20 protein-coding genes, 1 pseudogene and 1 riboswitch are annotated in these 25,717 nt (G+C 35.2%); of the genes and pseudogenes, 4 read left to right on the top strand and 17 right to left on the bottom strand.

The features are described from left to right. Positions 1–45: 45 nt before the first annotated feature. From NLJ82_RS11485 to NLJ82_RS11470, 4 genes and pseudogenes are all read right to left on the bottom strand, one after another. A complete protein-coding gene (locus NLJ82_RS11485; protein WP_000925144.1) occupies positions 46–666 on the bottom strand; it encodes a YdbC family protein in 621 nt (206 codons plus the stop codon). A 152-nt stretch (positions 667–818) separates the two neighbouring features. Next, entirely contained in the window at positions 819–962 is a 144-nt protein-coding gene (locus NLJ82_RS11480) for a PhzF family phenazine biosynthesis protein (protein ID WP_002080500.1), read from the bottom strand. Between the two features lie 12 nt (positions 963–974). Further along, positions 975–1,793 carry a nucleotidyltransferase family protein gene (locus NLJ82_RS11475; RefSeq protein WP_001132914.1) on the bottom strand — a complete coding sequence of 273 codons (819 nt, stop codon included), beginning with the start codon at positions 1,791–1,793 and terminating at the stop codon, positions 975–977. 145 nt (positions 1,794–1,938) lie between these two features. Continuing rightward, positions 1,939–2,272: pseudogene (locus NLJ82_RS11470) on the bottom strand (hypothetical protein). 51 nt (positions 2,273–2,323) lie between these two features. On the opposite strand from NLJ82_RS11470, the gene NLJ82_RS11465 reads away from it, so the two are divergent. The 3 genes from NLJ82_RS11465 (at position 2,324) to NLJ82_RS11455 (ending at position 6,136) form a co-directional block, all read left to right on the top strand. Further along, positions 2,324–2,899, top strand: a complete 576-nt coding sequence (locus tag NLJ82_RS11465; protein ID WP_001170877.1) for a hypothetical protein — start codon at positions 2,324–2,326, stop codon at positions 2,897–2,899. 217 nt (positions 2,900–3,116) lie between these two features. Next, positions 3,117–3,236, top strand: a riboswitch (glycine riboswitch). Positions 3,237–3,343: 107 nt separating this feature from the next. Next, entirely contained in the window at positions 3,344–4,711 is a 1,368-nt protein-coding gene (locus tag NLJ82_RS11460; protein ID WP_000451019.1) for an alanine/glycine:cation symporter family protein, read from the top strand. Positions 4,712–4,942: 231 nt separating this feature from the next. Then, entirely contained in the window at positions 4,943–6,136 is a 1,194-nt protein-coding gene (locus NLJ82_RS11455) for a S8 family peptidase (RefSeq protein WP_000790931.1), read from the top strand. A 100-nt stretch (positions 6,137–6,236) separates the two neighbouring features. On the opposite strand, the gene NLJ82_RS11450 is transcribed toward NLJ82_RS11455, so the two are convergent. Together NLJ82_RS11450 and NLJ82_RS11445 are read right to left on the bottom strand one after the other, a co-directional pair. Continuing rightward, entirely contained in the window at positions 6,237–6,761 is a 525-nt protein-coding gene (locus NLJ82_RS11450; protein ID WP_000666439.1) for a DinB family protein, read from the bottom strand. Between the two features lie 14 nt (positions 6,762–6,775). Further along, on the bottom strand, positions 6,776–7,543 hold the full coding sequence (locus NLJ82_RS11445) for a DUF3891 family protein (RefSeq protein ID WP_000577275.1): 768 nt from the start codon (positions 7,541–7,543) through the stop codon (positions 6,776–6,778). 205 nt (positions 7,544–7,748) lie between these two features. Between NLJ82_RS11445 and NLJ82_RS11440 the strand changes: the two genes are divergently transcribed. Beyond that, on the top strand, positions 7,749–8,021 hold the full coding sequence (locus NLJ82_RS11440) for an HU family DNA-binding protein (RefSeq protein WP_001043907.1): 273 nt from the start codon (positions 7,749–7,751) through the stop codon (positions 8,019–8,021). 37 nt (positions 8,022–8,058) lie between these two features. On the opposite strand, the gene NLJ82_RS11435 is transcribed toward NLJ82_RS11440, so the two are convergent. The 11 genes from NLJ82_RS11435 to NLJ82_RS11385 all read right to left on the bottom strand — a co-directional run bounded on the left by NLJ82_RS11435 (position 8,059) and on the right by NLJ82_RS11385 (position 25,324). Then, the gene (locus NLJ82_RS11435; protein WP_000959145.1) at positions 8,059–8,601 is read right to left on the bottom strand and encodes a hypothetical protein; all 543 of its coding nucleotides are present in this window, start codon (positions 8,599–8,601) and stop codon (positions 8,059–8,061) included. A gap of 35 nt (positions 8,602–8,636) precedes the next feature. Beyond that, positions 8,637–9,386 carry a 4'-phosphopantetheinyl transferase Sfp gene (sfp, locus tag NLJ82_RS11430; RefSeq protein WP_000572995.1) on the bottom strand — a complete coding sequence of 250 codons (750 nt, stop codon included), beginning with the start codon at positions 9,384–9,386 and terminating at the stop codon, positions 8,637–8,639. Positions 9,387–9,445: 59 nt separating this feature from the next. Further along, entirely contained in the window at positions 9,446–10,888 is a 1,443-nt protein-coding gene (locus NLJ82_RS11425) for an MDR family MFS transporter (protein ID WP_000644779.1), read from the bottom strand. Next, on the bottom strand, positions 10,888–11,112 hold the full coding sequence (locus tag NLJ82_RS11420; protein ID WP_000184064.1) for an MbtH family protein: 225 nt from the start codon (positions 11,110–11,112) through the stop codon (positions 10,888–10,890). Before NLJ82_RS11420 ends, NLJ82_RS11425 begins: the two co-directional genes overlap by 1 nt. Further along, positions 11,109–18,266 carry a non-ribosomal peptide synthetase gene (locus NLJ82_RS11415; RefSeq protein WP_001133939.1) on the bottom strand — a complete coding sequence of 2,386 codons (7,158 nt, stop codon included), beginning with the start codon at positions 18,264–18,266 and terminating at the stop codon, positions 11,109–11,111. The genes NLJ82_RS11420 and NLJ82_RS11415 overlap by 4 nt, the downstream gene beginning before the upstream one ends. 31 nt (positions 18,267–18,297) lie before the next feature. Further along, a complete protein-coding gene (dhbB, locus tag NLJ82_RS11410) occupies positions 18,298–19,185 on the bottom strand; it encodes an isochorismatase (protein WP_001007242.1) in 888 nt (295 codons plus the stop codon). A 24-nt stretch (positions 19,186–19,209) separates the two neighbouring features. Beyond that, on the bottom strand, positions 19,210–20,826 hold the full coding sequence (locus NLJ82_RS11405) for a (2,3-dihydroxybenzoyl)adenylate synthase (RefSeq protein WP_000955342.1): 1,617 nt from the start codon (positions 20,824–20,826) through the stop codon (positions 19,210–19,212). Positions 20,827–20,838: 12 nt separating this feature from the next. Next, positions 20,839–22,038 (bottom strand): isochorismate synthase DhbC, encoded by a 1,200-nt coding sequence (gene dhbC / locus NLJ82_RS11400; protein ID WP_000657799.1) that lies wholly within the window; start codon positions 22,036–22,038, stop codon positions 20,839–20,841. A 26-nt stretch (positions 22,039–22,064) separates the two neighbouring features. Then, positions 22,065–22,835, bottom strand: coding sequence for a 2,3-dihydro-2,3-dihydroxybenzoate dehydrogenase (gene dhbA / locus NLJ82_RS11395; RefSeq protein WP_001048422.1), 771 nt, complete (start codon positions 22,833–22,835; stop codon positions 22,065–22,067). A 622-nt stretch (positions 22,836–23,457) separates the two neighbouring features. Continuing rightward, on the bottom strand, positions 23,458–24,660 hold the full coding sequence (locus tag NLJ82_RS11390) for an L-lactate MFS transporter (protein WP_000748920.1): 1,203 nt from the start codon (positions 24,658–24,660) through the stop codon (positions 23,458–23,460). A 346-nt stretch (positions 24,661–25,006) separates the two neighbouring features. Continuing rightward, entirely contained in the window at positions 25,007–25,324 is a 318-nt protein-coding gene (locus NLJ82_RS11385; RefSeq protein WP_000627298.1) for a hypothetical protein, read from the bottom strand. Positions 25,325–25,717: the final 393 nt, after the last annotated feature.

The following is a 25,717-nucleotide window of genomic DNA, read 5'->3' as shown; positions in this document are numbered from 1 at the left end:
AGAAAATATCTTTATTATACATTCATTTATGCACTTTTTCCGTGCTTAATATACAAACCATTCTTCCTTACATACAACTTGTTTACCTCTCATATCTTCTATATCTTCATGAATATTAGCTAGTTTATACAACTCAGGGAAAATCTCTTCTACATAATTTTGATGTGCCATTCCATCTTTCCAATAAGTTAACACGATGTAACGATTTTCATTTTGTAAAGACTTCCCAACTACCCCACCTAGCATCCCTTTTATATTTTTCATTCCTTTATTCCAAATTGTTTCTTGTTTATGTAAAAATTGCTTTTCTTTTTCTTCCTTTACATCACATACAGCCGCCCTTACGAAGGATTCTTCTGTAACAACGTCTTTCAAAGGCACTTCTGCTATATCATACAATGTTTGAAATAATTCGATTTCACATGAAAGAAACGTATCCTCTTGATTACTATTTAAATAAATTGTATCGTGAGCACCATTCATAAATGATTGATATGCATTTCTATCTTCCCATAAAGTAAATACACATGCCTCATTTTCATGCCACCCACCAAATTGTCCATGAAATCCATCTAGATGCTGTATATCACGCCATTTTTCTTGTGCTTTTGAAAACAATTCCTTTTTCTCTTCTTCTACCTTACAATAGATTGTTTTTAGTAGCATATCTAATTCCCCCTTATCTTACATTCCATTTCTCATCTGCAATACTTTCTACTTTTCCCCTAAACGAACATTATTTTTACTCTCTATTTCTTCAGCTCTTATATGTATTAAAGAGGACCATTTCATCTCGTATCCTTGTTCAACACGCATATTTATCTTTTCTGTTCCAAACAACGATACTTTAAAAGATACGCTGTTAAACATCCATTTGAACTTCCTGTTGCCACGTCTTTCGGAATCCCATAATAGTCTGCAAAATCACGAACACTTAGATCACCTATTTGTTTACATAACATAATTATATCCTTCTAGTTATCTATAGTATTCAAAAAAGCATCCGCTCTTTCTATCAGCCATTCACCAAACGTACTTAAAAATAATAAAATTTCATTTATATCATTTATCGGTTCAATTATATATTGTAATGCCTTTCTCATATTTTTTTCTTGTTCGGGAAAATGCTTACTAAATAATTCATAGGCAGGATATAAGTCTCTGGAGTAAAGTCCTTCTCTCTCAATTGTCAATGCTAGACCTGACCTGATTATTATTTTCATAATCCAACGGCAACAATCCACAATATCATCCACGCCTTTATTATGAATTAATTCTTCGCGTGCTTGTCCAATTTGTTTCCGCAATTGAATAAGGTGTTCATAGGCTAACTCCTCACTTACTTTATATTTAGGTAAAGACAATGTTACATCTTGACCAAATATACATACTCCATGTGTCTGTATCATAAAGCTTATAAAAGAAAAACTCTTGGAATTTATCACTTCTTTTTCACTGTAAAAACTCAATTCCACTCCTGTTATACAACTAAACTTTTGCAAACTTTGAACTTCTAGTTTCTTTCGCCAGCTTAAGTCTATTAATTTAGGATTCTTTCGTACTACTATAATTACATCTATATCTGCAATTCCTTCAATTCCAATCCCTCTTGGAATTGAGCCTCTTATATAAACACTGTGTAAATCATCCTGTAGCAATTCACAACAAGTATTTTTTATTTCTTGTATTACCTCCATAAATATAGGTTGAACTTTTTCAATATGTGCATCATTTATAATATATCCTTCATCATCAGTAGGACAAAAACGACCTATCTTTTTTATATTTGGCAATTTATTATCTCATCTCCATACTAAATATTATTTTATTCTATACACATAGTAATTATAATTTAAATAATTCGGAATTAAAAATCAAAAGAGATAGAAAGTAAACAATCCTACAATATCATTCACTTCCTCTCTCTTTTATTATCAATTATTTTTCAAATATATAATACGTAATTTCTCCTGGGTAATGTAATATCTTTACCTTTCTTTCCACTTTTTAAAACTAACAGTATACCCGCTTTCCCCTCCGCTCCACTTACCAGTGTAATAAGCATTACACTCATATATTTATACTCCTCTTCCTTATCATCATTAATATGAATTACTGACATTAGCACTGGAAAATCTTTAATGTTAGATTCTTTATTCATAAATATGAATGCAATTAAACCAACTAATAATACAGTCATTGAAATATTTGAACCTAGTTTTCTTCTATTCATTTTCACTAAAACTCTTATTTTCTCTACTTCAAACAACATTATTGTTATATATTATAATTATAAGTTTTTAAATTTTGGAGGCGTTACATATTGCAGAAATTACTTTTTACTAAATGGACAGTTGTTATTTCTATTTTCATCATTTTCGGTACAATTTTCTACGTTACTAATGGTAAAAATAACAACGAAAAAGCAACTGTAGAAACAGCGGATACAACAACTTTCAAAACTAAATTGCAACCTAAAATTAATGAATTGACTACTAATTATAATGACATCATCGAAAAAGATTGGTTGCCTGCTTGGGAAGAAATTAACACGAACGGAGATTCAGTAAATAGAGATAAACTATTAGTTACAATGAATGCTGTTTCCAAACAATATGAAAATATTTTGAACGAAATAGACACTTTGAAAATTAAAGAAAATATATCGGAAGTACAAATACAAGAACAACTAGTTTATTTCACAACTGAGTTTAAAGCTGCTTCTAAATTTATGAAAAACGCGGCAGATTTAATTATAGACGGAGATAGTAACTCTACTCCAAACAGTGCAACAATTGAAAATACGAAACATGCTTTAGGGCTTGCAGATCAACATATTGTCATCGCTTTATCTACTTTAACTGAAATTGAAGAGAAATTAGGACTTTCGAAAAAATAGAATTCTTTACTATTTTAAAATAAAAAATGATTGCATTTCACTAATTGTATATCTATAATGTTTTTATTGATCTTATACACATTCAATGCGTATAGGTTATTAATTTTATAATTCGGATGAACCATTCAGGAGAAGGTCTATTGATCTACCGACGGGGCAAAAAGTTGTTAACCGACTTTGAAACTCTCAGGTCTTGTTTACAAGTAGAACTGCATGGGGACGAATCTCTGGAGAGACTCCCTCTCGCTTTATATAGCGTAGAGGAAAACGAGCACCGAAGGAGCAAATCCGCTACTATAGCGGATAATCTCTCAGGTAAAAGGACAGAGACAAGCGAAAGAAAATGCCGATTTGTATCGGTTTATTTTTCTATCCCTTGTTTCTCCAGAGACCATTTCATTTACTTGAAGTGGTTTTTATTTTTTCTAAAAAAGGAGAATAAAGATGGAGACAGTAAGTAAAGTATTAGAACAAATCAATCACTATGTGTGGGGATTACCAACGTTGTTGTTACTCGTTGGTACTGGTATTATTCTCACAGTGCGTTTAAAAGGTTTACAGTTTAGTAAACTATTATACGCTCACAAACTAGCTTTTAAAAAATCAGAAGATACATCTTCCTCTGGAGATATTAGCCACTTCCAAGCACTTATGACAGCTATGGCGGCAACGATTGGTATGGGAAATATAGCTGGTGTTGCAACCGCTGTGACGATTGGTGGGCCTGGTGCAATCTTTTGGATGTGGATTACTGCTTTATTCGGTATGGCAACAAAATATGCCGAAGCAATTCTTGCGGTGAAATACCGTGTTAGTAATGAAAATGGCGAATATTCAGGTGGACCTATGTACTATTTAGAACGTGGTTTAGGTAAGAAATGGCTTGCAGTTTTATTCGCTATATTCGGTACAACTGCTTCTTTCGGTATCGGGAATATGGTGCAATCTAATTCAGTGGCAGAGGCAATGCGAATTAATTTCTCTTTCCCCCCTGCTTTAACTGGTATAGTAATGTCATTTTTAATCGCTATCGTTATTTTAGGCGGTGTAAAAAAAATCGGGAAAGTAACAGGATATGTTGTTCCTATTAAAGCTTTCTTTTATATCATTGCTGGTCTTATTATTATTTTCTATCACTACGATCAAATTCCTGAAGCATTTTCACTTATTTTTTCTGGTGCGTTTAATGGTACTGCAGCTGCTGGTGGTTTTATCGGTGCAACAGTTGCATCAGCTATTCAAATTGGAATGGCGCGCGGCGTATTTGCGAACGAAGCTGGTTTAGGGAGCGCCCCTATTGCCGCGGCGGCGGCAAAAACAGATTCCCCTGCAAAACAAGCTTTAGTTTCAATGACTGGTACTTTTCTAGATACGTTTATTGTATGTACAATTACAGGGCTAGTATTAATTACTACAGGCGCATGGAAGTCTGGTAAAACTGGGGTTGAAGCTACAACACTTGCGTTCCAATCTGTATTCGGTACTGCTGGTAGTATGATTCTTGGTATCGCAATTATTTTATTCGCCTACTCTACTATTTTAGGCTGGTCGTATTACGGTGAGAAATGCGTGGCTTATTTATTTGGAGAAAGTGCTGTTAAATATTATAAAGCAATCTTTATTGTCATGATTGCTATTGGTGCGAATTTAAAATTAGGCATCGTATGGACATTTGCGGATATTGCAAATGGACTTATGGCGATTCCAAACTTAATTGGTCTTATTGGGTTAAGTGGTATTGTTGTTGCTGAAACGAATCGCTTTTTACAAGCAGAGAAATTGAAAGAAAATAATAAAAAACAGGCAAGTTAATCTATGAAAAAAGGAATGACTCATACATGATGAGCATTCCTTTTTTCATCCCCTCTTTTACTTTATTACTATCATTAAAAATATATTTATATCAATGTTTACTCCTTTTTATTCCTCCAAAAGTTTTCACATAAATGTCATAAATCGTATGGTCTAACTATATAGTTGAAAAGGAATGCGACATTAAAGTGTCGCTGAAAAACTCATCCAAGAAAAGGGAGGAAAAATCTTTTGAAAAACAAAATCATTGTTTTCCTATCTGTTTTGTCATTTATTATTGGTGGTTTCTTCTTTAACACGAATACTTCAAGCGCTGAAACATCATCTACTGATTACGTTCCTAACCAATTAATCGTTAAGTTCAAGCAAAATGCATCTTTAAGTAATGTGCAATCTTTTCATAAATCTGTCGGAGCTAATGTCTTATCTAAAGATGATAAGTTAGGTTTTGAAGTCGTTCAATTTTCAAAAGGTACTGTAAAAGAAAAAATAAAGAGTTATAAAAATAATCCAGATGTGGAATATGCAGAACCGAATTATTACGTTCACGCCTTTTGGACTCCGAACGATCCATATTTTAAAAATCAATATGGATTACAAAAAATTCAAGCTCCACAAGCTTGGGATAGCCAACGAAGTGATCCTGGTGTAAAAGTAGCCATTATTGATACAGGAGTTCAAGGCTCACACCCTGATTTGGCTTCGAAAGTAATTTACGGGCATGATTATGTTGATAACGACAATACATCTGATGATGGTAATGGTCATGGTACACATTGCGCTGGAATTACTGGAGCACTTACGAATAACAGCGTCGGAATTGCTGGTGTTGCCCCACAAACTTCCATTTATGCTGTTCGCGTATTAGATAATCAAGGAAGTGGTACTCTCGATGCTGTAGCGCAAGGTATTCGAGAAGCTGCTGATTCGGGTGCAAAAGTAATTAGTTTAAGTTTAGGAGCTCCAAATGGTGGTACTGCATTACAACAAGCCGTTCAATATGCATGGAATAAAGGCTCTGTTATAGTTGCAGCTGCTGGAAATGCTGGAAATACAAAAGCTAATTACCCTGCTTATTACAGCGAAGTGATTGCAGTTGCTTCTACAGATCAATTAGATAAGAAATCTTCATTTTCTACTTATGGTAGCTGGGTTGATGTTGCAGCACCAGGTTCAAATATATATTCCACATATAAAGGAAGCACGTATCAATCATTAAGTGGTACATCTATGGCAACACCTCATGTCGCAGGAGTTGCTGCTCTTTTAGCAAATCAAGGATATAGCAATACACAAATTCGCCAAATTATTGAGTCAACTTCTGATAAAATTACTGGTACAGGTACGTACTGGAAAAACGGTAGAGTCAATGCATATAAAGCTGTACAATATGCGAAGCAATTACAAGAAAATAAAGCTTCTTAAGAAATAAAGTAAAACTTTAATCAGTTGATCTACCATTCATGCGGAATAAAATAGAAGGAGAGACTTCTACAACTAAAGCCTCTCCTTCTTATAAACTATATTACTCTCCCTGCTTTTTAACCATATGTAAATACAGAACAAAATCCATCATTGTCGACGAATGACCAAGTTGACGAATCATCGCTGTTATATTTCCTCTATGATATGTACCATGATTTACGACATGTTGTACTAACTCTAAAATTGAAGTTTCTAATTTTCCTACATATGGATTCTCGATAACAAATACAGCATTCACATCTTGTATTGTACTTAAAAAGTCTTTATATTGATCTGCCATGTTTTCAAACATTTTTTCTAATTCATGTAACGATTTGTTTTCCATTTGTTTTCGTAAATTTTCTCGGTCTTGTATTGCTTCATTCATACTTTTACCATGCAATATGTGCAACCACACTTGATCTGTAATATAAATATGCACAAAAGTATCCTTGATTGATGGGAATACGCTCTGTATCTGTTCAGTAAAAATCGTTTCATAGTTTGGTAATTCTTTTAGTCGCTCGAATAATCGTATATTAGCCCAAGCATGGTAATCCACTTGTTTTAACATGTACTCTTTCAATCGAAATCGCCTCCTTATTGTATGAAACGAATAGTTTGTTTCTTTATTTCTGATTCTCTATCAGCTTTTGCAATTCCTTTTTCTTCAATTTCTTGTTTATTTATAGTTTTATATTTTACATACGTATGAAATTCCGTTTGAAATGGAAACGGTGTAATCCGAATTGTTTCCTTGTCCACCCATTCAGCTTGTATAGGTTTCTCCTCCTTACTATTAAACATTTCTGTTCCTTCAAAACCATCTTTAAACAAATCAATTTCCTCTTCCTTTTCTACACCTGGTTTATTCATACAGACATATAAAGAAAGTTCATCGCAAAACTTTAATAATCTATAATGTTTATCGAACATCGCAAATTGTTCTTTTGTTAGCGTCGTCAATATTCTTTTTTGTCGTTCCAATTCCCCTGTATAAAATGACATCATCTCTTCATCTTCCTCATTTAATGGAAATGATAAAAAATGCTTACTACAAAGTAATGCTCCGTATGGATTGGAATCTTCAATTTCATTCAAACCAATCGTATAAAAGACAAAACGTAATGAACTTGGACAATCCATAAATGTATATGGGATATTTTTAGCATCATTTAAAATTGGTACTTTATCAAGTTCTATCCATCCTCTATCATGCTCATATATTGCATCGATTGTCTCTTTTAAATATGTGTCATCTTCAAAAAAATCTTCTTTTATATGCTTTGCAATCTCTCCAGCTAAAAAACCATGATCATGTTGACGAATTAATGTACTTTCTTTCTCATCCTTTTCACGAAAAATCATCCGTATACTCCCCCTCATCCTCATATTATAGCGTTTTGTATGCATCATTTCTTAATTAATCCCTAATTATTAGCAGGGATTCAGTTTCCTGCAACGAAATTAACATAACTATATAGCATTCTTTCTAACAATATAAATAGCTTTATCTTTACTATCTATTATACTAAATCATTCATTCCAAAAAATTTTTTTATGAGGTGAAAACATGAACAAAACAGAATTAATTAAAAATGTCGCACAATCAGCTGATATTTCTCAAAAGGATGCTTCTGCAGCTGTACAATCTGTATTTGACACAATTGCTACTGCATTACAGTCTGGCGATAAAGTTCAATTAATCGGCTTTGGAACTTTTGAAGTGCGTGAAAGATCTGCTCGTACAGGACGTAATCCACAAACCGGCGAAGAAATTCAAATCGCTGCTGGTAAAGTTCCTGCATTTAAAGCAGGTAAAGAGTTAAAAGAAGCTGTGAAATAAACAAGAAACCAGCCATTTTATAGGCTGGTTTCTTGTTTTAATTTAGTAATTGCTTTATATTTTCTGCATGATACACCTCGCAAATATAAAATATGCATCTGCAGTTACTTACAATTTGATATTTTCTTGTTGGATACACATGCGCCGAAACAGAGCATCCATCGAACAATTCAATAATATTCCCAGAAGGCTGATATCCTTCATATAATACGTTCCTTCTTACTTCCATCTTTTCTATAAGTTTTTCAACTGGAATGTTTCCACTCTCTAGCTCCCTCTTTATTGTATTTGGTAAAAACGAGGTATCCGCAAAAATGAGATTTTCAGATAATACTTTTCCTTTATAACTAATATTGGATACACGGTAAAGAAATGTTCCGTTTTTATCAAAGAAACTCTTTGCTTCTTTCGGGATATACTGTCTATCCAGCACCTCTTGTTCTAGAACATCAAACTGAACTGTATCATTCAATAACTTTTCTAAAGCATGAATAGATGATGTATCTCCAGAAAATAAAATATTTTTAATTGCTTGTACATTATAAGTGGATTCATTTGTTCTATTTTCCGCTACTAGCATGAGGAACACCTCTTCTATAAAATATTTTATTAAACTTATTTATCATTTAAAAGCGCTACTGCATCCAGCTGTATGATTTCTGTGACTTCTTTACTAAATATTGCAATTGAAGCAATATAATCTACACTTGGCCTTAAATCTCTCATCACTGTATTTTCTACTAACTCTTGTCTATCCTTAAAAACTAACAAGTTTGGAGAATCATTTGGAGCTGATATAGTAATATCCACTGGTGGAATCATTAGACCTTCACCTGTCGCTTTGAGCACAGCTTCCTTTCTAGTCCAATATGTTAAAAAACCTTCTATTTTTTGTTCATTAGGTAATTTCATAACTTGCGCTATTTCAATGTCGGTTAATACGCCTTCTGCCATTTTCATAACATCAACATTTGGATTCATTTGTTCAACATCAACGCCTACAGGTACAGACTTTGTAAATGCAACAACAACCCACTCACCCGAATGTGAAACCGATAACTGCGGCATCCCCTCTGGTAATTGTGGTCTACCATGTTGTAGCTTACATACTGGGCACATTCGATTAATTGGAACTTGAACTGGCGACATAGAAAGCATTTTACCTAGAACTAATCTACTAATTACACAGCCTATTATAAAACGGGCACGATCTGCCGAATGATGATATGAATTTGCTTTTTCTCGTTCAACATCATTTAGTAAATTGTAATGCCATGATTGTAAATCCGAAATCCTTCCCCACCATATTTGACAATCATTCTCATTCAAAATCGGTATAGAATCTACAACTTTACTTTCTATCATGTAAACTCTCTCCTTCTAAATACCCAATGTAGATTAATTCCAAAATACCATTACCAAACTTATTCATTGACAATTTCTTTCTCTTTTTGTAATACAGGTAACGGTTTTTTCTTCTTTTTTGACATTACCTCTTTATCAGAAATACGTAAAGAAAATAGTAATGCTACGAGTAAAAATATTGCTGATCCAATTAATGCCGCTTGATATGGTAAGAAATCTGAATGAGCATTATGTTGTGCACTGTTATTTCCAAAACCAGCTAGTATACTAGCTAAAACAGCAACCCCTATCGCTGAACCTAATCGATTTTGCACATTAAATATAGTAGTTGCTCTCCCCATAGAAGGCGGCGTTATATTGTTAAATGCAGAAAATTGAACTGCTCCAACTGATTGACCTAAGAAAATACCTATGCCAAACAATAATACCCGTATTTGCCAAGGGTTCGTATCGTGATTTACAAAACTTAATAAAATAAAGATAATCGCCGTACAAATTAACCCGATAGAAATTACCTTACGAGCTCCTAATTTCTTATATGACCATGGTACGATCTGTGACGATATCATTAATCCAATGGCCTCTGGGAATGTAGTAAGACCTGATTCCAGTGCGGATGCTCCTATTACATTTTGATACATAAGCGGAAAAACAAATAACATTCCTAGTAAACCAGCTGATGAAAATAATGAAATAAGGCTCATCTTTCTAAAGACTGGTTCTTTTAATAAGCGTAAATCTAACATCGGTTGCTTTACTTTCAGTTCTACGATTATAAACAATGTAATGAATACAACCCCAGCTATCCCAGTACTCATAATTTCTGGAGAAATCCACCCTTTTGACGGTCCCTGGCTGAGTGCATATATGAGCATCGCAAATCCTGGTGCTGATAAAATAAAGCCGAGAGAATCAAAGCGACCAGCTGATTTTTCAACATGCTCTGCTAAAAATAGAAGTCCAAATAGCAATGCAACGATTCCAAATGGTAGATTAATATAAAATGCCCAGCGCCAAGACATTTGATCTACAAAAAAGCCACCAATAATTGGTCCTACTGCCGGTGCGACAGCAATTGGCAACACAATAAACCGAGAAATTTTCGGCCTTTCCTCTGGTGAAAATGTTCGGAATAACATCGCCATCCCAACTGGTGTTAAAAGCCCCCCACCAGCACCTTGAATAATACGAAAAATATTCAAGGATGTAATATCGTTCGCTATCCCACATAACGCAGATGCGGTTGTAAATACGAAAAGAGCAGCTAGAAATACTCTTTTCGTACCGAATCGATCTCCTAACCAACCAGAAATCGGAAGGAAAACAGCTAAGCTAACTAAATATCCAACATTAACTGTCCCCATAGCAGATGGTGGCACTTGCAGTTCCTTACTTATCGTTTGCAGTGCTACATTTACAATCGTTGCGTCCATGGCAGCCATAAACATCGCTGTTATATATACGATGCTTACAACTACTTTTGGATTTATTTTTGCTTTCATTATCGTTTTCCTACTACTATTTTTTCACCAGCTTGATTACTTTTTGGATTCAAATCCGTCCAGGTATTTTCAACATATTGTAAGCAATCGTGCCTGCTAGCTTCTTCATGTACGACATTCCACCCAATAGGTACATCAAGAAAGACAGGCCAGAGAGAATACTGGCCCTCTTCATTTATTAATACTTTATATGTGTAATTATCATTTTCAAATGGATTCGTCATACTCTCCTTACCCCTTTCTTATTCTGCAAATATTTCGCTAATACTTGTCCAATTTCCGTAAGTGGACCTGGCTGACATAGATCTTTATGTCTACAGTCAATATCATGCTGCACAATTTTCCCATCTAAATAATTTAGCCATGTATTTGGAGAAATAGGATCAAACCAGTCTGGTATAACAGTAGATCTAAAGAATAAAATATCTCCATTATAAACTTTCGGTACGTATCTCCCTAATAATCCTACCGAATTTACATATGTTTCTTTCAAGTTCAATATAGTCTCTTCTTCAAGACTTGCTAATGCACTTCCATCTGTACGAAGGATTTCAACTGCACTTTCCATCGTAAGTGGTTTACCATCCATGTTATCTGGGTCATATCCGCCTAAAGCAAGTAATGCGATTAACGCTTCCTCTTCAGTAGGCGCTTCCGTATTCGGTAGGAAGTGACCAGGATAAGAATCTAGCATAACGAGTAATTCTACTTCTTCCCCTTCATTTTGTAGTTGCGCTGCCATTGCATGCACAACATTTCCTCCGAGCGACCAACCGAGTAAACGATATGGTCCGTGAGGCTGTACTTCACGAACGTGTTTTAAATAATCCGCTGCCATTTCCTCTAAACTTTTTGGAAGTTCTTCATTTTTAGCGATACCACGTGCTTGTACACCATAGATTGGATAATCTGTTCCTAAAGATTTCATAAGTCCCGCATAGCACCAACTTAATCCACCTGCTGGATGTACACAAAATAGTGGTAATTGATCCCCGCTTGCTCGTAATGGCAGCAACACATCAAGTGCACTTTGACCATTCCCCATCTCAAGTCTTTCAGCTAACCCTGCAACAGTCGGTGCTGCAAATAAAGTACCAATGTTTAGTTCCACTCCAAGCGCCTCTTTCATGCGGCTCATAAGCTGCACTGCAAGGAGTGAATGGCCACCAAAATCAAAGAATCCGTCATCAATTCCAATTTGAGGTACACTTAGCACTTCTGTAAACAAGTCACATAACATTTCTTCTTGCGGTGTTCTTGGTCCACGACTAGAAGATGATACGATAAATTCTGGAGCTGGCAATGCCTTTCTATCTAACTTACCGTTCGGAGTTAAAGGGAACTCATTTACTACTACAAAAGCGTATGGAACCATATAATCTGGTAAACTACCACTAGCAAACTGACGCATTTCATTCGTATCAATCGCTTCATTATTTGATGCGACGATATAAGAAACTAATCGTTTATCCCCTGGTTGATCTTCCCGTACAATAACTGCTACTTGCTCAACTGTAGGGTGTTTCATTATGACCGCTTCTATTTCTCCTAATTCAATTCGGAATCCACGAATTTTTATTTGATGATCTGCACGTCCTATATAATCTAGCGTCCCATCTTGACGCCAGCGTGCTAAGTCTCCAGTACGATACATTCTTGTACCTGGCTTGCCAAATGGATCTGCAATAAAACGTTCTGCAGTTAAACCTGCCCTTCCTAAATATCCACGAGCAAGCCCTGCACCTGCAACATACATTTCTCCAACTACTCCAGGTGGCACTGGTTGTAAATAATGATCTAATACGTATACTTTAAGATCAGGTATACTGCACCCAATTAAACTATTTGCTCGTAAAGAAACGGTACTCTCATCTAGCTCAATATAACTAACATGTACTGTCGTCTCAGTAATACCGTACATATTAATAAGCTTCGGTGCGTTATGAGGATGTCGACTATACCAATCTTCTAATCGACTTAGCTCAAGTGCTTCGCCTCCAAAAACAATATATCGTAAAGATAAATTTTGGCCAATCTCTTCATTTTCACGATCTGCTTGCATCAATTGATAGAATGCTGATGGAGTTTGGTTTAAAACAGTTATCTTTTCTTTAACAAGAAGTTGTAAAAATTCTTTCGGCGAGCGACTTACAGTATGCGGTACTATGACTAGACGCCCTCCATATAATAAAGGTCCCCAAATTTCCCAAACCGAGAAGTCAAAAGCGTAAGAATGGAACATCGTCCAAACATCGTTTCCGTCAAACTGGAACCAATGATCAGTTGCGCCTAAAAGTCTTACTACATTTTGATGAGGTATCATAACGCCTTTCGGTCTACCCGTTGAGCCTGACGTATAAATAACATAAGCAATATGTGATGGAGATAACGGGTTAATTCGTTCCACTTCATCAATATTGTCTTCACTATATTTGTCAACTTCTGCTATTACTTTCACATCATCAACTAAAACTTTTAGTGCCTCATCACATTCAATTTCCACTTCTGAATTTGTTAAAACACATGATGGTTTCGCATCATGGAGCATAAATGAAATACGATCTGACGGGTAATCTGGATCTAACGGTAGGTATCCAGCACCAGATTTAAGAACAGCTAATAAGCTTACAACCATGTTTAATGATCTTGGCATTGCTAAAGCAACGAGTTGATCAGGACCAATTCCTTTTGCTATTAGGAATCGAGCTATTTTATTTGCTTTTCTATTTAACTCTTCATAAGTTAATTTCTTATTTTCAAAGACGACAGCAATAGCATTTGGATTAATATGAACCTGCTTTTCAAATAATTGTGGCAATGTCATTTCTGGTGCAATTTGAAAACCACCATTCCACTTTTCTAACACTGTATTTTTCTCTGCTAAAGTTAATATTTCTAATCTGCCAATGGATTGATCTGGATTTGTCGCCGCATCATCTAATAACAAAATGAATCGTTCTATTAGTTTTTGAACCGTTTCATGTTTATATAAATCGGTACTAAACTCTAGTAATCCATGTAAACCGTTCGGAGTACCATCAACCCCGTTACTCTCACTAATTTCAAATGTTAAATCAAACTTCGCAGACCCAACACTTTGAATTTCAAGGCTCGCTTCTATATCCGGGACATCAAAGATTGCTTCTGGCGTATTTTGGAAAGCTAACATAACTTGAAATAGCGGATGACTATTTCGAGTACGCACCGGGTTTAACACTTCAACGAGTCGTTCAAATGGAACATCTTGATTTTCATAAGCTGCAAGATTTGCCTGCTTCACTCTATTTAATAATTCTTTAAAACTTGGATCTCCTGAAGTATTTGTACGTAACACTAATGTATTTACAAATAAACCAACAATATCTGAAAGTACATCATCATTTCTTCCAGCAATCGGACTTCCAATTGGTATATCAGTGCCTGCACCTAATCTTGTAAATAGCGCACTTAGTCCTGCTTGCAATACCATAAACAAACTAACTCCGTTTTTCCGTGCGAGCTCTACTAACCTACTATGCATACCTGCATCTATATGAAAATGAATTGTTTCTCCTCTGTAACTCGTTTCCATTGGACGCTGATAATCTGTAGGTAACTCCAATTGATCTGGTAATCCCTTTAACTCTTTCTTCCAAAAATCTAATTGTGTTGAAATGAGACTTTCTGGTGTAGTTTCATCCCCTAACAATTGCTGTTGCCAAAGTGCATAATCTGCGTATTGAACCGGAAGTGTCTCCAGCTGTACTTTGTTCCCTTGACATCGCGCTTTATACGCCGCTGTAAAATCTCTCGTTAACGGTTGTAACGACCAGCCATCCCCTACAATATGATGCAATAGAATTAGTAATACATGTTCGTTTTCATTCACTGTAAATAGTTGCAAACGAACTGCTGGTTCAACATCGAGGTTAAAGCTATATCTTACCGCCTCCGCAAGTACACTTTCTAATTCATTTTTACATGTATTTGTTATAATCATTTCAAGATTTAAGTTTTCCATATGTAAAATTTTCTGGTAGGAACTACCTAATACGTTAGGGAAAATTGTTCTAAGTGTTTCATGTTTCTCGACTACATCATAAAAGGCACCTTGTAATGCTCCCTCGTTCAACTTTCCAGACAAACGAATGACTAACGGAATATTATAAGTAGGACTTGGACCTTCTAAACAATGTAAGAACCATAATCTACGCTGTGCAAATGAAAGTGGAACTTCATTTGGCCTACTTACTTTCTTAATCGCTGGTCTTGCAGTTTTTGCTCGATCCAATTGTTTCGCTAATTCAGCAACAGTTGGCGATTCAAATAGTTTTCCAATTCCTAATTCGACACTTAACGTTTCACGAATTCTTGCCATTAAACGCGATGCAAGAAGCGAATGTCCACCCATTTCAAAGAAATTATCATCAATGCTAATGCGAGAAACACCAAGTACTTCTGCAAATAAATGACATAATATTTCTTCTTTCGGATTTCTAGCAACTCTCTCATTGTTCATGCCATTAAAATCAGGAGCAGGTAATTTCTTTCTGTTAACCTTACCATTTGGCGTTAATGGTAATTCTTCTAGCAATACAAATGCTGATGGCACCATATAATTCGCTAAACTTTCTGAAACATAAGAACGAATTTCTGAAAGATGAATCGTTTCCTTCTCTCCGGCAACAATATACGCAATGATTCGTTTATCATTTGGACGATCTTCTCGTACCATAACCACTGCTTGCTTAACATTTTCATATCGTTGTATTACCATTTCAATTTCAGCTAATTCAATTCGGAAACCACGAATTTTAATTTGATGATCTGCGCGGTTCATGTACTCTAAAACACCATCACTGCGCCATTTTACTAGATCACCTGTACGGTACATGCGCTGCCCTGGTTTTCCATAAGGATTTGCAACAAACCGTTCAGCTGTTAACTCTGGTTTTCCTAAATATCCGCTTGCAAGTCCTTCCCCTGCAATATATAATTCACCAATAACTCCAGGTGGAACTGGTTGTAACCCTGCATCCAATACATACACTTCTGTATTGCAAATTGGCTTTCCGATAGGAGGTATCCCCTTTTCACTTTCATCAATGTTCATGAAGGTAGACCAAATCGTCGTTTCAGTTGGTCCATATAAATTAGTTATTGAGCAGCCTAATTCTCTTAATTTATTTGCTAAATGCCCTGGAAGAGCTTCACCACCAACGAGCACATTTAGCCCTTGTATCCTCTCTGGAGATTCAGTTACTAACGCCTGCCAGAGCGTCGGTGTAGCTTGCATAATTGTCACTCTTTCTTCTTGTAACAGCGCCGTTAACGCCGAAGGTTCTTGAATTACCTCTTTTGGAGCAATTGTTATACCTGCACCGCTAATAAGAGGTAAATAAATTTCTAGAGCAGAAATATCAAACGCAAATGTTGTAACTGCTAATAAATGATCATTTTCATGTAATGACAACATATCGTCCATGGCCAATAAAAAGTTACTTAAAGCTTTCATAGGAACAATTACACCTTTTGGGTTACCCGTTGAGCCTGAAGTATATATTGTATAGGCTGGGTTTAAAAGTGATACATCATTCTTACATTCTATATTCATACGAGAATATGTATGTAATGCTAGTTTCGTTTCTTCGTCATCTAATACAATTTTTTTCATATCATTTTCTATAACTAACTTAGATGAAACAGATGAATGCGTTATGATACAAACTGGTTTTGCATCATTTACTATATAATTTATTCGCTCAGCTGGGTATTCTGGATCTATTGGTAAATACGCTGCACCAGCCTTTAAAACTGCTAGCATACTAGTTACCATTTCTATTGATCTTGGAAATACTAAAGCTACAAACTGATTTGGTCGTATTCCTTCTTCTACTAAATAATGTGCTAGTTCATTCGCTCGTTCATTTAGCTCTTTATACGTAAAGTTTACACCGTCACAAGTAATCGCTAGTTTATTTGGAGTTTTTTGCACTTGTTTTTCAAATGATATAGGTAGACTGATTAACTCATCGTCTTCCTTCGTTTTATTCCATTCCAATAAAACTTTATGATTTTCTTCAGGAAGAGTAATATTTATTTTTCCAATCGACTCGTCTTTTTGATAAGCATTTATCATTAATTCTAATAATTGCATAAATCTTTCTTTATGCAATGCTAGCTCCGCACCATTATATACTTCCGGATTCGCATCAAAATGAATCATTAGCTCATTTTGATCAAAACGTTTATATACATTTATTGATAAATCATCGACAGGTCCTGCTGATAAATTATGTGTAATACCACGATTCCCACCAAAGTTAAGCCCGTAATCAAAAGGCATAACATTCACTAACGGTCCAAATAATCTTTGATTTTCACCTAATAACTTTAAGTCTCTTCTTAATTCCTCATGACGGTATTTATGATGGCGACGTACGTCTCGGATTTCTTTAGAAACTTGCTGTAATAATTCTACGAGAGTTATATTTGGAGTTACAGTAAGACGAAGTGGTACTAAATTCATTACCATACTCGGTGTATGAATAGATGCAGAACCTAGACGCCCCATCATCGGTAAACCTAAAACAATATCATTTTCACCTGTTAATTTATGCATATAAATACTTGTTACAGCGACAATGAATTCCGGCCAACTTATTAACGAAATATTGATATCTTCTAGTAAAGTTTTCGTACTAGAACTACATAAATAAGCTGTTTCGCGTAAAAATCCATTTGATGTTCTCGGTGCTCGTTCTGTCAAACTTACAACTTCTGGTTCATCCACAAATTTTTCTAACCAAAAAGTACGATCTTCCTGAAATTGTTTAGACTCACGATACTCCATATCTTCTTGCACAACTTTTGCAAGAGAACCAAATGGCTTTTCATTCTTGTTTGTTTCTTCTATAAGTGATGTATACTCATTCGCTACCTTTTGGCTAAGAAGTGAAAATCCATAGCCATCCATCACAATGTGATGGATGCGCTGATACCAAAAGAAACGATTATTTTCAACTTGAATAAGTGCTTCAGTAAATAAAGTATCTTTTTTCAAATCGACTGGCATAGATAAATCATTTTTCATCCATGCTTTAGCAGCTTCTTCAGGGTTTTCTTCTTTACGTACGTCAATAAAATGCATATGAAACTGTGATTCTTCAATAACTTGCCATGGACCAATTTCATCCTCTTCGAAGCGAACATGAAGTGCTTCTGCTTCCATTACAACTTTACGTACAGCTAATTCAAAAATGTCTTGATGAATATTTCCGTTTATTTCTACATATTGCCCAGTATTATAAATTGGATTAAGTGAATCTAATTTTTGCGCAAACCACATACCAGACTGCGCAGATGATAACGAATGACGAACCTTTTGACTATTAGGCATTCTTCACTACCCCTTTATTATGTAGTCTATATTAAAGTACACGTTCTGTTTGCAGAGATAATAAGCGATGCCAATCAACAACCGTTGGGTTCTCTGCTAAATCCGCAAAAGTAATCTCCTTTCCTTCGCGACGCCACTTCTCTACTAAACTCATAATTCTGACCGAATCAAGTCCTCTATTTAATAAATCTTCATCAGTCCCAACACTCTCTACTGGTTCACGAAGTAATTGTGCAACTAGTTCATGTACTTTTTGTAAAGTGATTTCATCATCATCTTTTAAACCTTGTAACTCTGTTAACAAACTGTTAGTTGATGTCGTTACTGCACATCTATTTGACGCATACTCCAACGCTTGTTTATGATGTTCTAGTGAAAAATCAGCAACTGCATCCGCTACAAAGAACGGCTGAATTCCATCCATAAATGCTTCACAAGCTGTTAAAAGGCAGCCAATATGCGCATAAATACCGCAAATAATGAGTTGATCTCTTCCTTGTTCGTTTAAAATTTCTAATAGATTTGTCTTTTTAAATGCACTATATCTCCATTTTGTTAAAAATATATCATCCTCATCAGGAGTAAGTTCATCGACAATTTTCTTTTTATCTGGTCCAGCAGGAATACCGTCCCCCCAAAAATCTTGTAATAACCCTCGTTGTTCTAGTGTTTGTCCACCCGGTTGCGCTGTATAAACAACTGGTATACCAAGTTCCTTACATTTTTCTCTTATCACCTTAATATTTGAAATGAGTTCTACTTTCGGTGACTCTTTATCGCTATATGCATCAAGAAAATATTCTTGCATGTCATGGATTAGAAGAACCGCACGTTTCGGATCTAGTTTCCAATCCACTTTATTTTTTGGTAGTTCTGATTCAATTGGCATTTTATATACTGAAATAGATGGGATAGCCATCTAATCACTTCCTTCCGGTTTTTATTATTGTTTTACTGTAATAAGTTTTTCAGCAATGACTTTACGTAGTTCTTTTTTGCTTACCTTTCCAACGCCTGTTTGCGGGAATGATTCAATAAATTCAATTCGATCTGGAATCTTATAAGCTGCTATACCACGCTCTCTTAAAAATTTTTTTAATTCACTTACTGCCGGAGCTTGTCCGCGAGCTATAACAAATGCACAAGTACGTTCTCCTAAATAATCGTCAGGCATAGATACAATCGCTACATCATGTACTGCATCATGTGCTAATAGATGATTTTCAACTTCTTCCGCGGCAACTTTCTCACCACCACGATTAATTTGATCTTTATCTCTTCCTTCTACAATGATGTAACCTTGTTCATTTACTTTCACAAGATCTCCTGTGCGATAAAATCCATCCTTTGTAAACGATTGTGCATTATGCTCTTCTGCTTTATAATAACCACGAATTGTATATGGCCCTCTTGTTAATAAACTACCTACTTCGCCAGGTTTTACATCGTTGTCATTTTCATCAACAACTCGTACTTCATCGAGTGCAGACATTGGTCTACCTTGTGTATGAATAATAATTTCTTCAGGATCATCTAATCTTGTATAGTTCACTAATCCTTCCGCCATACCGAATACTTGCTGTAATGTACATCCAAATGTAGGGCGTATACGTTTTGCAACTTCAGCACTAAATTTCGCGCCACCTACTTGAATCACTTCTAGACTCGATAAATCGTTATTACGTGAAGATGCAGCATCAAGCCATATCATTGCTAATGGCGGTACGAGAGCAGTAATCGTAACTTTTTCTTTTTCAATAAGTGCAAATGCCTCATCTGGACTACCTCCAGTTGCCAGCACTACTTTTCCACCCGCATAGAAAGTTCCAAATGTTCCAGGAGAGCTCATCGGGTAATTATGTGCTACTGGAAGAACGGCCATATAGACACTCTTTGCACTTAAATTACAAATTTCAGCGCTAACACGTAAACTATAAATATAATCATCATGCGTTCGAGGAATTAATTTAGAAAGTCCTGTTGTCCCCCCTGATAATTGGAGAAACGCAACATCACTTGGCTGAACTTCTGGTAATGGAACGGGATCTATATATAAATCACTTATGTTCACAAATTCTTCTTCTTCTCCCACTACAATTACATGTTGTAAAGTTGGCACTTTCTCTTTCACTTCTCTTGCTAGTTTTCGATAATCAAAACCGAGAGCTTTATCTGAAATAACGTAAGCACTCGCCTCACCAAACTCACAAAAATAACTAATTTCACTGCTTCGATGTGAAGGTAATGCAAAAACAGGAAGTGCCCCAATTCGAAATAGCGCAAAACATACTTCGAAAAACTCAATAACGTTAGGTAGCTGGATTACAACTCGATCCTCTTGCTTTATTCCTAAATTCAGTAGCCCTGAAGCTAATCGATCTACTTTTTTATCAAACTCACTATACGTAATATGCGTATTACCACTTACAACTGCAATTTGATCGCCATATTTTTCAGCTCGCTCTCTTAACATCCCGCCAAATGTTTCCCCAAGCCAACACCCTTCCTCTCGATAACGATCAGCAAATTCTTTTGGCCATTTTGTATAACCTGTTAGCATTCTTTCTGCCCCCTACTTTTCATTAAGTGAACTATCATTTAATCCTAATGCTTTCAACATTGTTTGGAACTTAGCTGATGTTTCTGCTAATTCATCTTCTGGTTTTGACTCAGCAACAACGCCCGCTCCTGCATATAAACGGAGTGTATTTTCTTGTACTTCAGCACAACGAATTGTAACAATCCATTCACCGTCTCCATTTAAATCACTCCACCCTAGCATTCCTGTAAAGAATTCACGGTCAAATGGCTCAATTTTTTGAATCGCCTCTCTCGCTTCTTCCATCGGTGTGCCGCAAACTGCTGGCGTCGGATGAAGAGCAATTGCTAATTCCAAAGAAGTAGTATTCGGATCCTTTAGTTCACCTTTCACTTCAGTAGATAAATGCCACATCGCTTCACTATGAATAACGGATGGCTTTTCCGGAACATGTAATGTATGACAGTACGGACGAAGCGCTGCAGCAACTGCTTCTACTACTACCGCATGTTCATGTAAATCTTTTGGAGAAGAAAGTAATTCCTCTGCTCTTCTCTTATCTTCAACTGAATCCTCACTACGTGGCCTTGAACCAGCTAACGGATTAGAAATAACTTGCATACCATTACGTGAGACGAGTAATTCAGGGCTCGCTCCAATTAACGTCTTACTATTCTCATTTTCATCTTTCGATACATTCACAGCAAATGTATATCCATGCTTATTATGTGCTGCTAATTCTCGAAGAAGTTTTTGCTTATCAATCTTTTCGGAAGAATTAACATCTAACGATCTGGATAGAACGATTTTCTTTAACTCCCCACCCTTTATTTTTGCAATTCCTTGCTTCACACCATTCATATACACTTCAGGCGCTGGTACAGGCGTCATTTCGAATGTTAAGTTCTCATTTGTTTCAAGCTGATTTGTTGTATCCAATTGTAATCGTTCAGAAGTCCTACTATATTCTGGTACGATAAGTTGGACTTCTTTTCTACGATCAAATGGCAAAGCACCGACAACGATAGGATTCAGATTTCCGGCTTGTTTTGCATTACATAATACTGCTTGTACAAGTTCTGGGAAACTTTCAATTTCATGATGCTTTACTGTAGTAAACTCTCCTTCTGCTAATATCGTTCGAGTTGGTGAAGCGAAAAAGAATGAAGATTCAGTCTTATAATCTTCTAGTAATTTTTCTGACAGTTCCTTTACAGCCGTAAATTCCTTCATTGTATAGTAACCCCCTGAATTTTTTATTAAACGCCTAATGTAGCTCCGCCATCAACACATAAATTATGCATTGTAATATGACTAGCTTTATCTGAAGCTAAAAACAATACTGCTTCAGCAATTTCTGAAGGCTGTGCAATTTTTTGTAACGGTATACCGAGTCTATATGTACTTTGAGAACCAGCAATTATATTTTTTTCTCCATTCTCATCAGCCCATAGTAACCTTTGCATTTCAGTTTCAGTAGAACCTGGAGAAACTACGTTACAGCGAATGTTATACGCTGCAAGTTCTAATCCTAAACATTTCATAAACATCGTCGTAGCAGCTTTTGATGCAGCATATGCAGCCATCTCCATTCTCGGCGTATTTGCTGCATTTGAACCAACTGTAACAATTGCCCCTGACTTTCTTTGCATCATATGTTTACTTACTGCTCGGGACATATAGAAAACTCCTGTAGAATTTACAGAAAACGTTTTATTCCAATCTTCATCACTTAACGAGTGAATCGCTCCCATACGTAAAACCCCTGCAACATTTACTAATATATCTATTGGCGCTATTTCATTTTCAATATCATTTACCATCTGTTCAACTGCGGTACTATCACTCACATCTAAGCAAAACGTTTTCAAATGTATTTCATTTAAGAGTTCGTTTAATCCCTCTTCATTTTGATCAACCGCAATAACTGTAGCTCCTCTTTCTAAAAACATTTTAGCAACAACACTACCTATACCTTGAGCTGCACCTGTTACTAAAACAGTTTTCCCATCAAATTCCCCTAAGTTCATTTCCTCTATCCTTTCATTTAAAAATCAATCTAATTAAACAAATAATGATAATGATTATCATTATCGATGTAAAAAATAATACACTTACTAAACTAATTGGTCAAGTGTACTTTTCATTAAAATATTATTCATTGATAATGTTTTTCATTTAACGTTCTTACACCGAAATGATAATCTTTCTCAATAAACTTGTCAACCTATTTTTATTTTTCAGATAAAAACTTTAGTGCTTTTCAATACAATTACATCTAAAAGTATTAATAAACACTTACATTAATACTTTAATTCTTACTCCTCTTTGTAAAAATTGAAGATGATAAACTGAAGGTCTCTTCAGTTACAAAGCCTTAACAAAAAATCGAGCATATATTTTCTCAATATTTGTCTGAAAATATATCTTGCAAACATCAATTCATATTTTCTTTATTATTTAAGATTTAATACATATTTCGAATACGATGTATCGATTTATTATATTCCAATATAATCCAAACGGATATTTCACTCACTTTTATATCAAAAAAAATAAAAAGTAATTTAACCTTGTTAAAATAACTCAAAAAAGCACCCTATTTAACAGGATGCTTTTTCGTAACTATAGTGTTATAGAAGATTTATATACTTATGCTACGCTGCGATACTCTTCTTCTTGTTCTTTTTTCTGTTTAGGTGCTCGAATTAAAATTGCGATAATGAATGACACGACACATAGTACGCCAATCACCATAAAGGTTGGTTTGAATCCACCTAGAAGTGCACCGATAAAGGAACCTGCAAGCGCTCCAAATCCAAATCCTTGATACACAATTCCGTAATTCTTACTATGGTTTTTCATACCGAAGAAATCACCAACAATAGCTGGGAAAATAGTAATATTTCCACCAAAGCAAAACGCTACACTTGCTACACATACGAAGTAGATACCGTAATTCAAATCTACGAAACTTAGAACTAATACCGAACTCGCCATAACCACAAAAGTACCCGTAACGATTTTTAAACGACCAATTTTATCTGATAACGGTCCTAGAATAATACGACCTAATGTGTTAAATATTGCAACCATAGCCACCGCATTAGCTGCTGTCGCTGCACTAAGCCCTACAAGTTGAACACCAATGTCTTTTACCATACCAATTAAGTATAAGCCACTCATACATGATGTAAATAACATGATGAATAATAAGTATACTTGTTTTGTGCCTAACATTTCTTTCATTGTATATTCATGAGTGTTTGTTTCCTGAACTGCACCTTGATCAGCAGCTTGATGGATTAAACAAGCTCCAAGGACAATCATAGCTGTAACAATTAAACCCCAATATATAAACGCTTGCGATACACCAACGGAATCGATTAACTTTGCATTTATATATTTGAAAATTAAGCTACCTGTACCATATGCAGCTACAGATATACCAGAGATTAAACCTTTACGTTCAGGGAACCACTTAATTAAATTAGATAGTGAAGTAATATAAGCTGTACCATCTGCGTAACCTACAACAACTCCTGCTAGTACATAAAGCAATATTAACGAAGAAGCTTGTGAACTAAGTACTAATCCTAGTCCTAATGCTAGTCCAGCTATCATAATAAGTTTACGAAGTCCCCATTTTTCTTGCAATTTACTTGCAAATAAAGTTGAAAATGCTAAGGAAAGACTAGTAATTGAGAAAGTTATCGCAACCGCGTTAAGACTCCAACCGTATTTACTAACTAAAGGCTGATTGAATAAACTCCATGTATATATCGTTCCAAGTCCCATTTGAACTATGACTGTACCAAGGACAACAAGCCATGGATTAACTTTTGATTTTTTCATACCTTTCCGCCTCCTCTTTCTATTTCAATGCTTTTCGCTAAGTCTTGTTTTTTATGTTCATTTTGGTCATCTCTTTTGATTTAACACCTTCATTGTATAAGATGTTTTCAGTTATGTAAGCACTTACAAGACAGGGCGTCAAAAACATGGAATCAGTTACAGAAAACGAAGGATGAAATACAAAAAAATGTTTTTTAAATACGTAATAGTTGTTCATATTGTTTTGTATAAGTTAAATTTACATATGTTTTTGAATCCTTTTTTCAATAGTAAAACAATAAAACCGTCTCTTTAATAAATATTAAAGAGACGGTTTTATTAAATTAATTCATAAGCCTGACTTTCTTTATACATTTATAATTGTTTCTTCAAATGTAATAATTGGCTCTACAAATTCCATCATAATGAAAGCATTTTTAATACGTCTTCTTAAAACTTCTTTTAATTCTGCACACATTTCTTCTGTAAGTGATTTTACAAATACAAAGTTGTGATAATAAATCACACTTTTCTCTTTACTTAAAGGGTTTAAAAACATCCCCTCTTTTGTAACGAGAGCGTTAGAATGCCCCGCTAAAGTTGAAAGAAATGTCTCTAAAATTTTTATTTCTCTTTTTGAAAATGATTCTTCACAAACTACTTTAATATTCATTTCTGTTATCATTTATATATTCCCCCAACCAATTTTTCACAAGGGGATGCTATTAAATCTTTACACAACTCCCCTTGTCGTTCAAAAAATTCACCAGAAAACTAAGTTGACTAACTTGTTTTTTCCCTTTATTCATATAAATCTCTCCTTTCGTATATATTACTTCTCCATTTGTAATTGATTACCTTTTTATATTGAAGTTTTTCTATGTTTTTAATTGGAATTTCACCAAAAAGAGATCTTATTCCTAAACGTATATTTTTTTGTACTCCTAAAAAACCCTTACTTATTTACTTTACGTTTTGGGCTACATAGTATTTGTCTTTTAAATAATTTGTTTAGCTGCAGTATTTACATAGAAATATTGTTTCGCTGATGCTGAAAACAATTTACTTTGCTTATAAT

Source organism: Bacillus paranthracis (assembly GCF_024296885.1).
Lineage (GTDB): Bacteria > Bacillota > Bacilli > Bacillales > Bacillaceae_G > Bacillus_A > Bacillus_A paranthracis.
This window is presented reverse-complemented; position numbering and strand designations above follow the sequence as displayed.

Bases quoted from the DNA above. Each gene is read 5' to 3' on its own strand.
- NLJ82_RS11480 (WP_002080500.1), bottom strand. From the start codon at position 962: ATGTTATGTAAACAAATAGGTGATCTAAGTGTTCGTGATTTTGCAGAC.
- NLJ82_RS11440 (WP_001043907.1), top strand. From the start codon at position 7,749: ATGAACAAAACAGAATTAATTAAAAATGTCGCACAATCAGCTGATATT.
- NLJ82_RS11425 (WP_000644779.1), bottom strand. From the start codon at position 10,888: ATGAAAGCAAAAATAAATCCAAAAGTAGTTGTAAGCATCGTATATATA.
- NLJ82_RS11445 (WP_000577275.1), bottom strand. From the start codon at position 7,543: ATGATTTTTCGTGAAAAGGATGAGAAAGAAAGTACATTAATTCGTCAA.
- NLJ82_RS11385 (WP_000627298.1), bottom strand. From the start codon at position 25,324: ATGATAACAGAAATGAATATTAAAGTAGTTTGTGAAGAATCATTTTCA.
- NLJ82_RS11405 (WP_000955342.1), bottom strand. From the start codon at position 20,826: ATGCTAACAGGTTATACAAAATGGCCAAAAGAATTTGCTGATCGTTAT.
- dhbC (WP_000657799.1), bottom strand. From the start codon at position 22,038: ATGAAGGAATTTACGGCTGTAAAGGAACTGTCAGAAAAATTACTAGAA.
- sfp (WP_000572995.1), bottom strand. From the start codon at position 9,386: ATGATAGAAAGTAAAGTTGTAGATTCTATACCGATTTTGAATGAGAAT.
- NLJ82_RS11435 (WP_000959145.1), bottom strand. From the start codon at position 8,601: ATGCTAGTAGCGGAAAATAGAACAAATGAATCCACTTATAATGTACAA.
- NLJ82_RS11415 (WP_001133939.1), bottom strand. From the start codon at position 18,266: ATGCCTAATAGTCAAAAGGTTCGTCATTCGTTATCATCTGCGCAGTCT.
- NLJ82_RS11485 (WP_000925144.1), bottom strand. From the start codon at position 666: ATGCTACTAAAAACAATCTATTGTAAGGTAGAAGAAGAGAAAAAGGAA.
- dhbB (WP_001007242.1), bottom strand. From the start codon at position 19,185: ATGGCTATCCCATCTATTTCAGTATATAAAATGCCAATTGAATCAGAA.
- NLJ82_RS11460 (WP_000451019.1), top strand. From the start codon at position 3,344: ATGGAGACAGTAAGTAAAGTATTAGAACAAATCAATCACTATGTGTGG.
- dhbA (WP_001048422.1), bottom strand. From the start codon at position 22,835: ATGAACTTAGGGGAATTTGATGGGAAAACTGTTTTAGTAACAGGTGCA.
- NLJ82_RS11420 (WP_000184064.1), bottom strand. From the start codon at position 11,112: ATGACGAATCCATTTGAAAATGATAATTACACATATAAAGTATTAATA.
- NLJ82_RS11390 (WP_000748920.1), bottom strand. From the start codon at position 24,660: ATGAAAAAATCAAAAGTTAATCCATGGCTTGTTGTCCTTGGTACAGTC.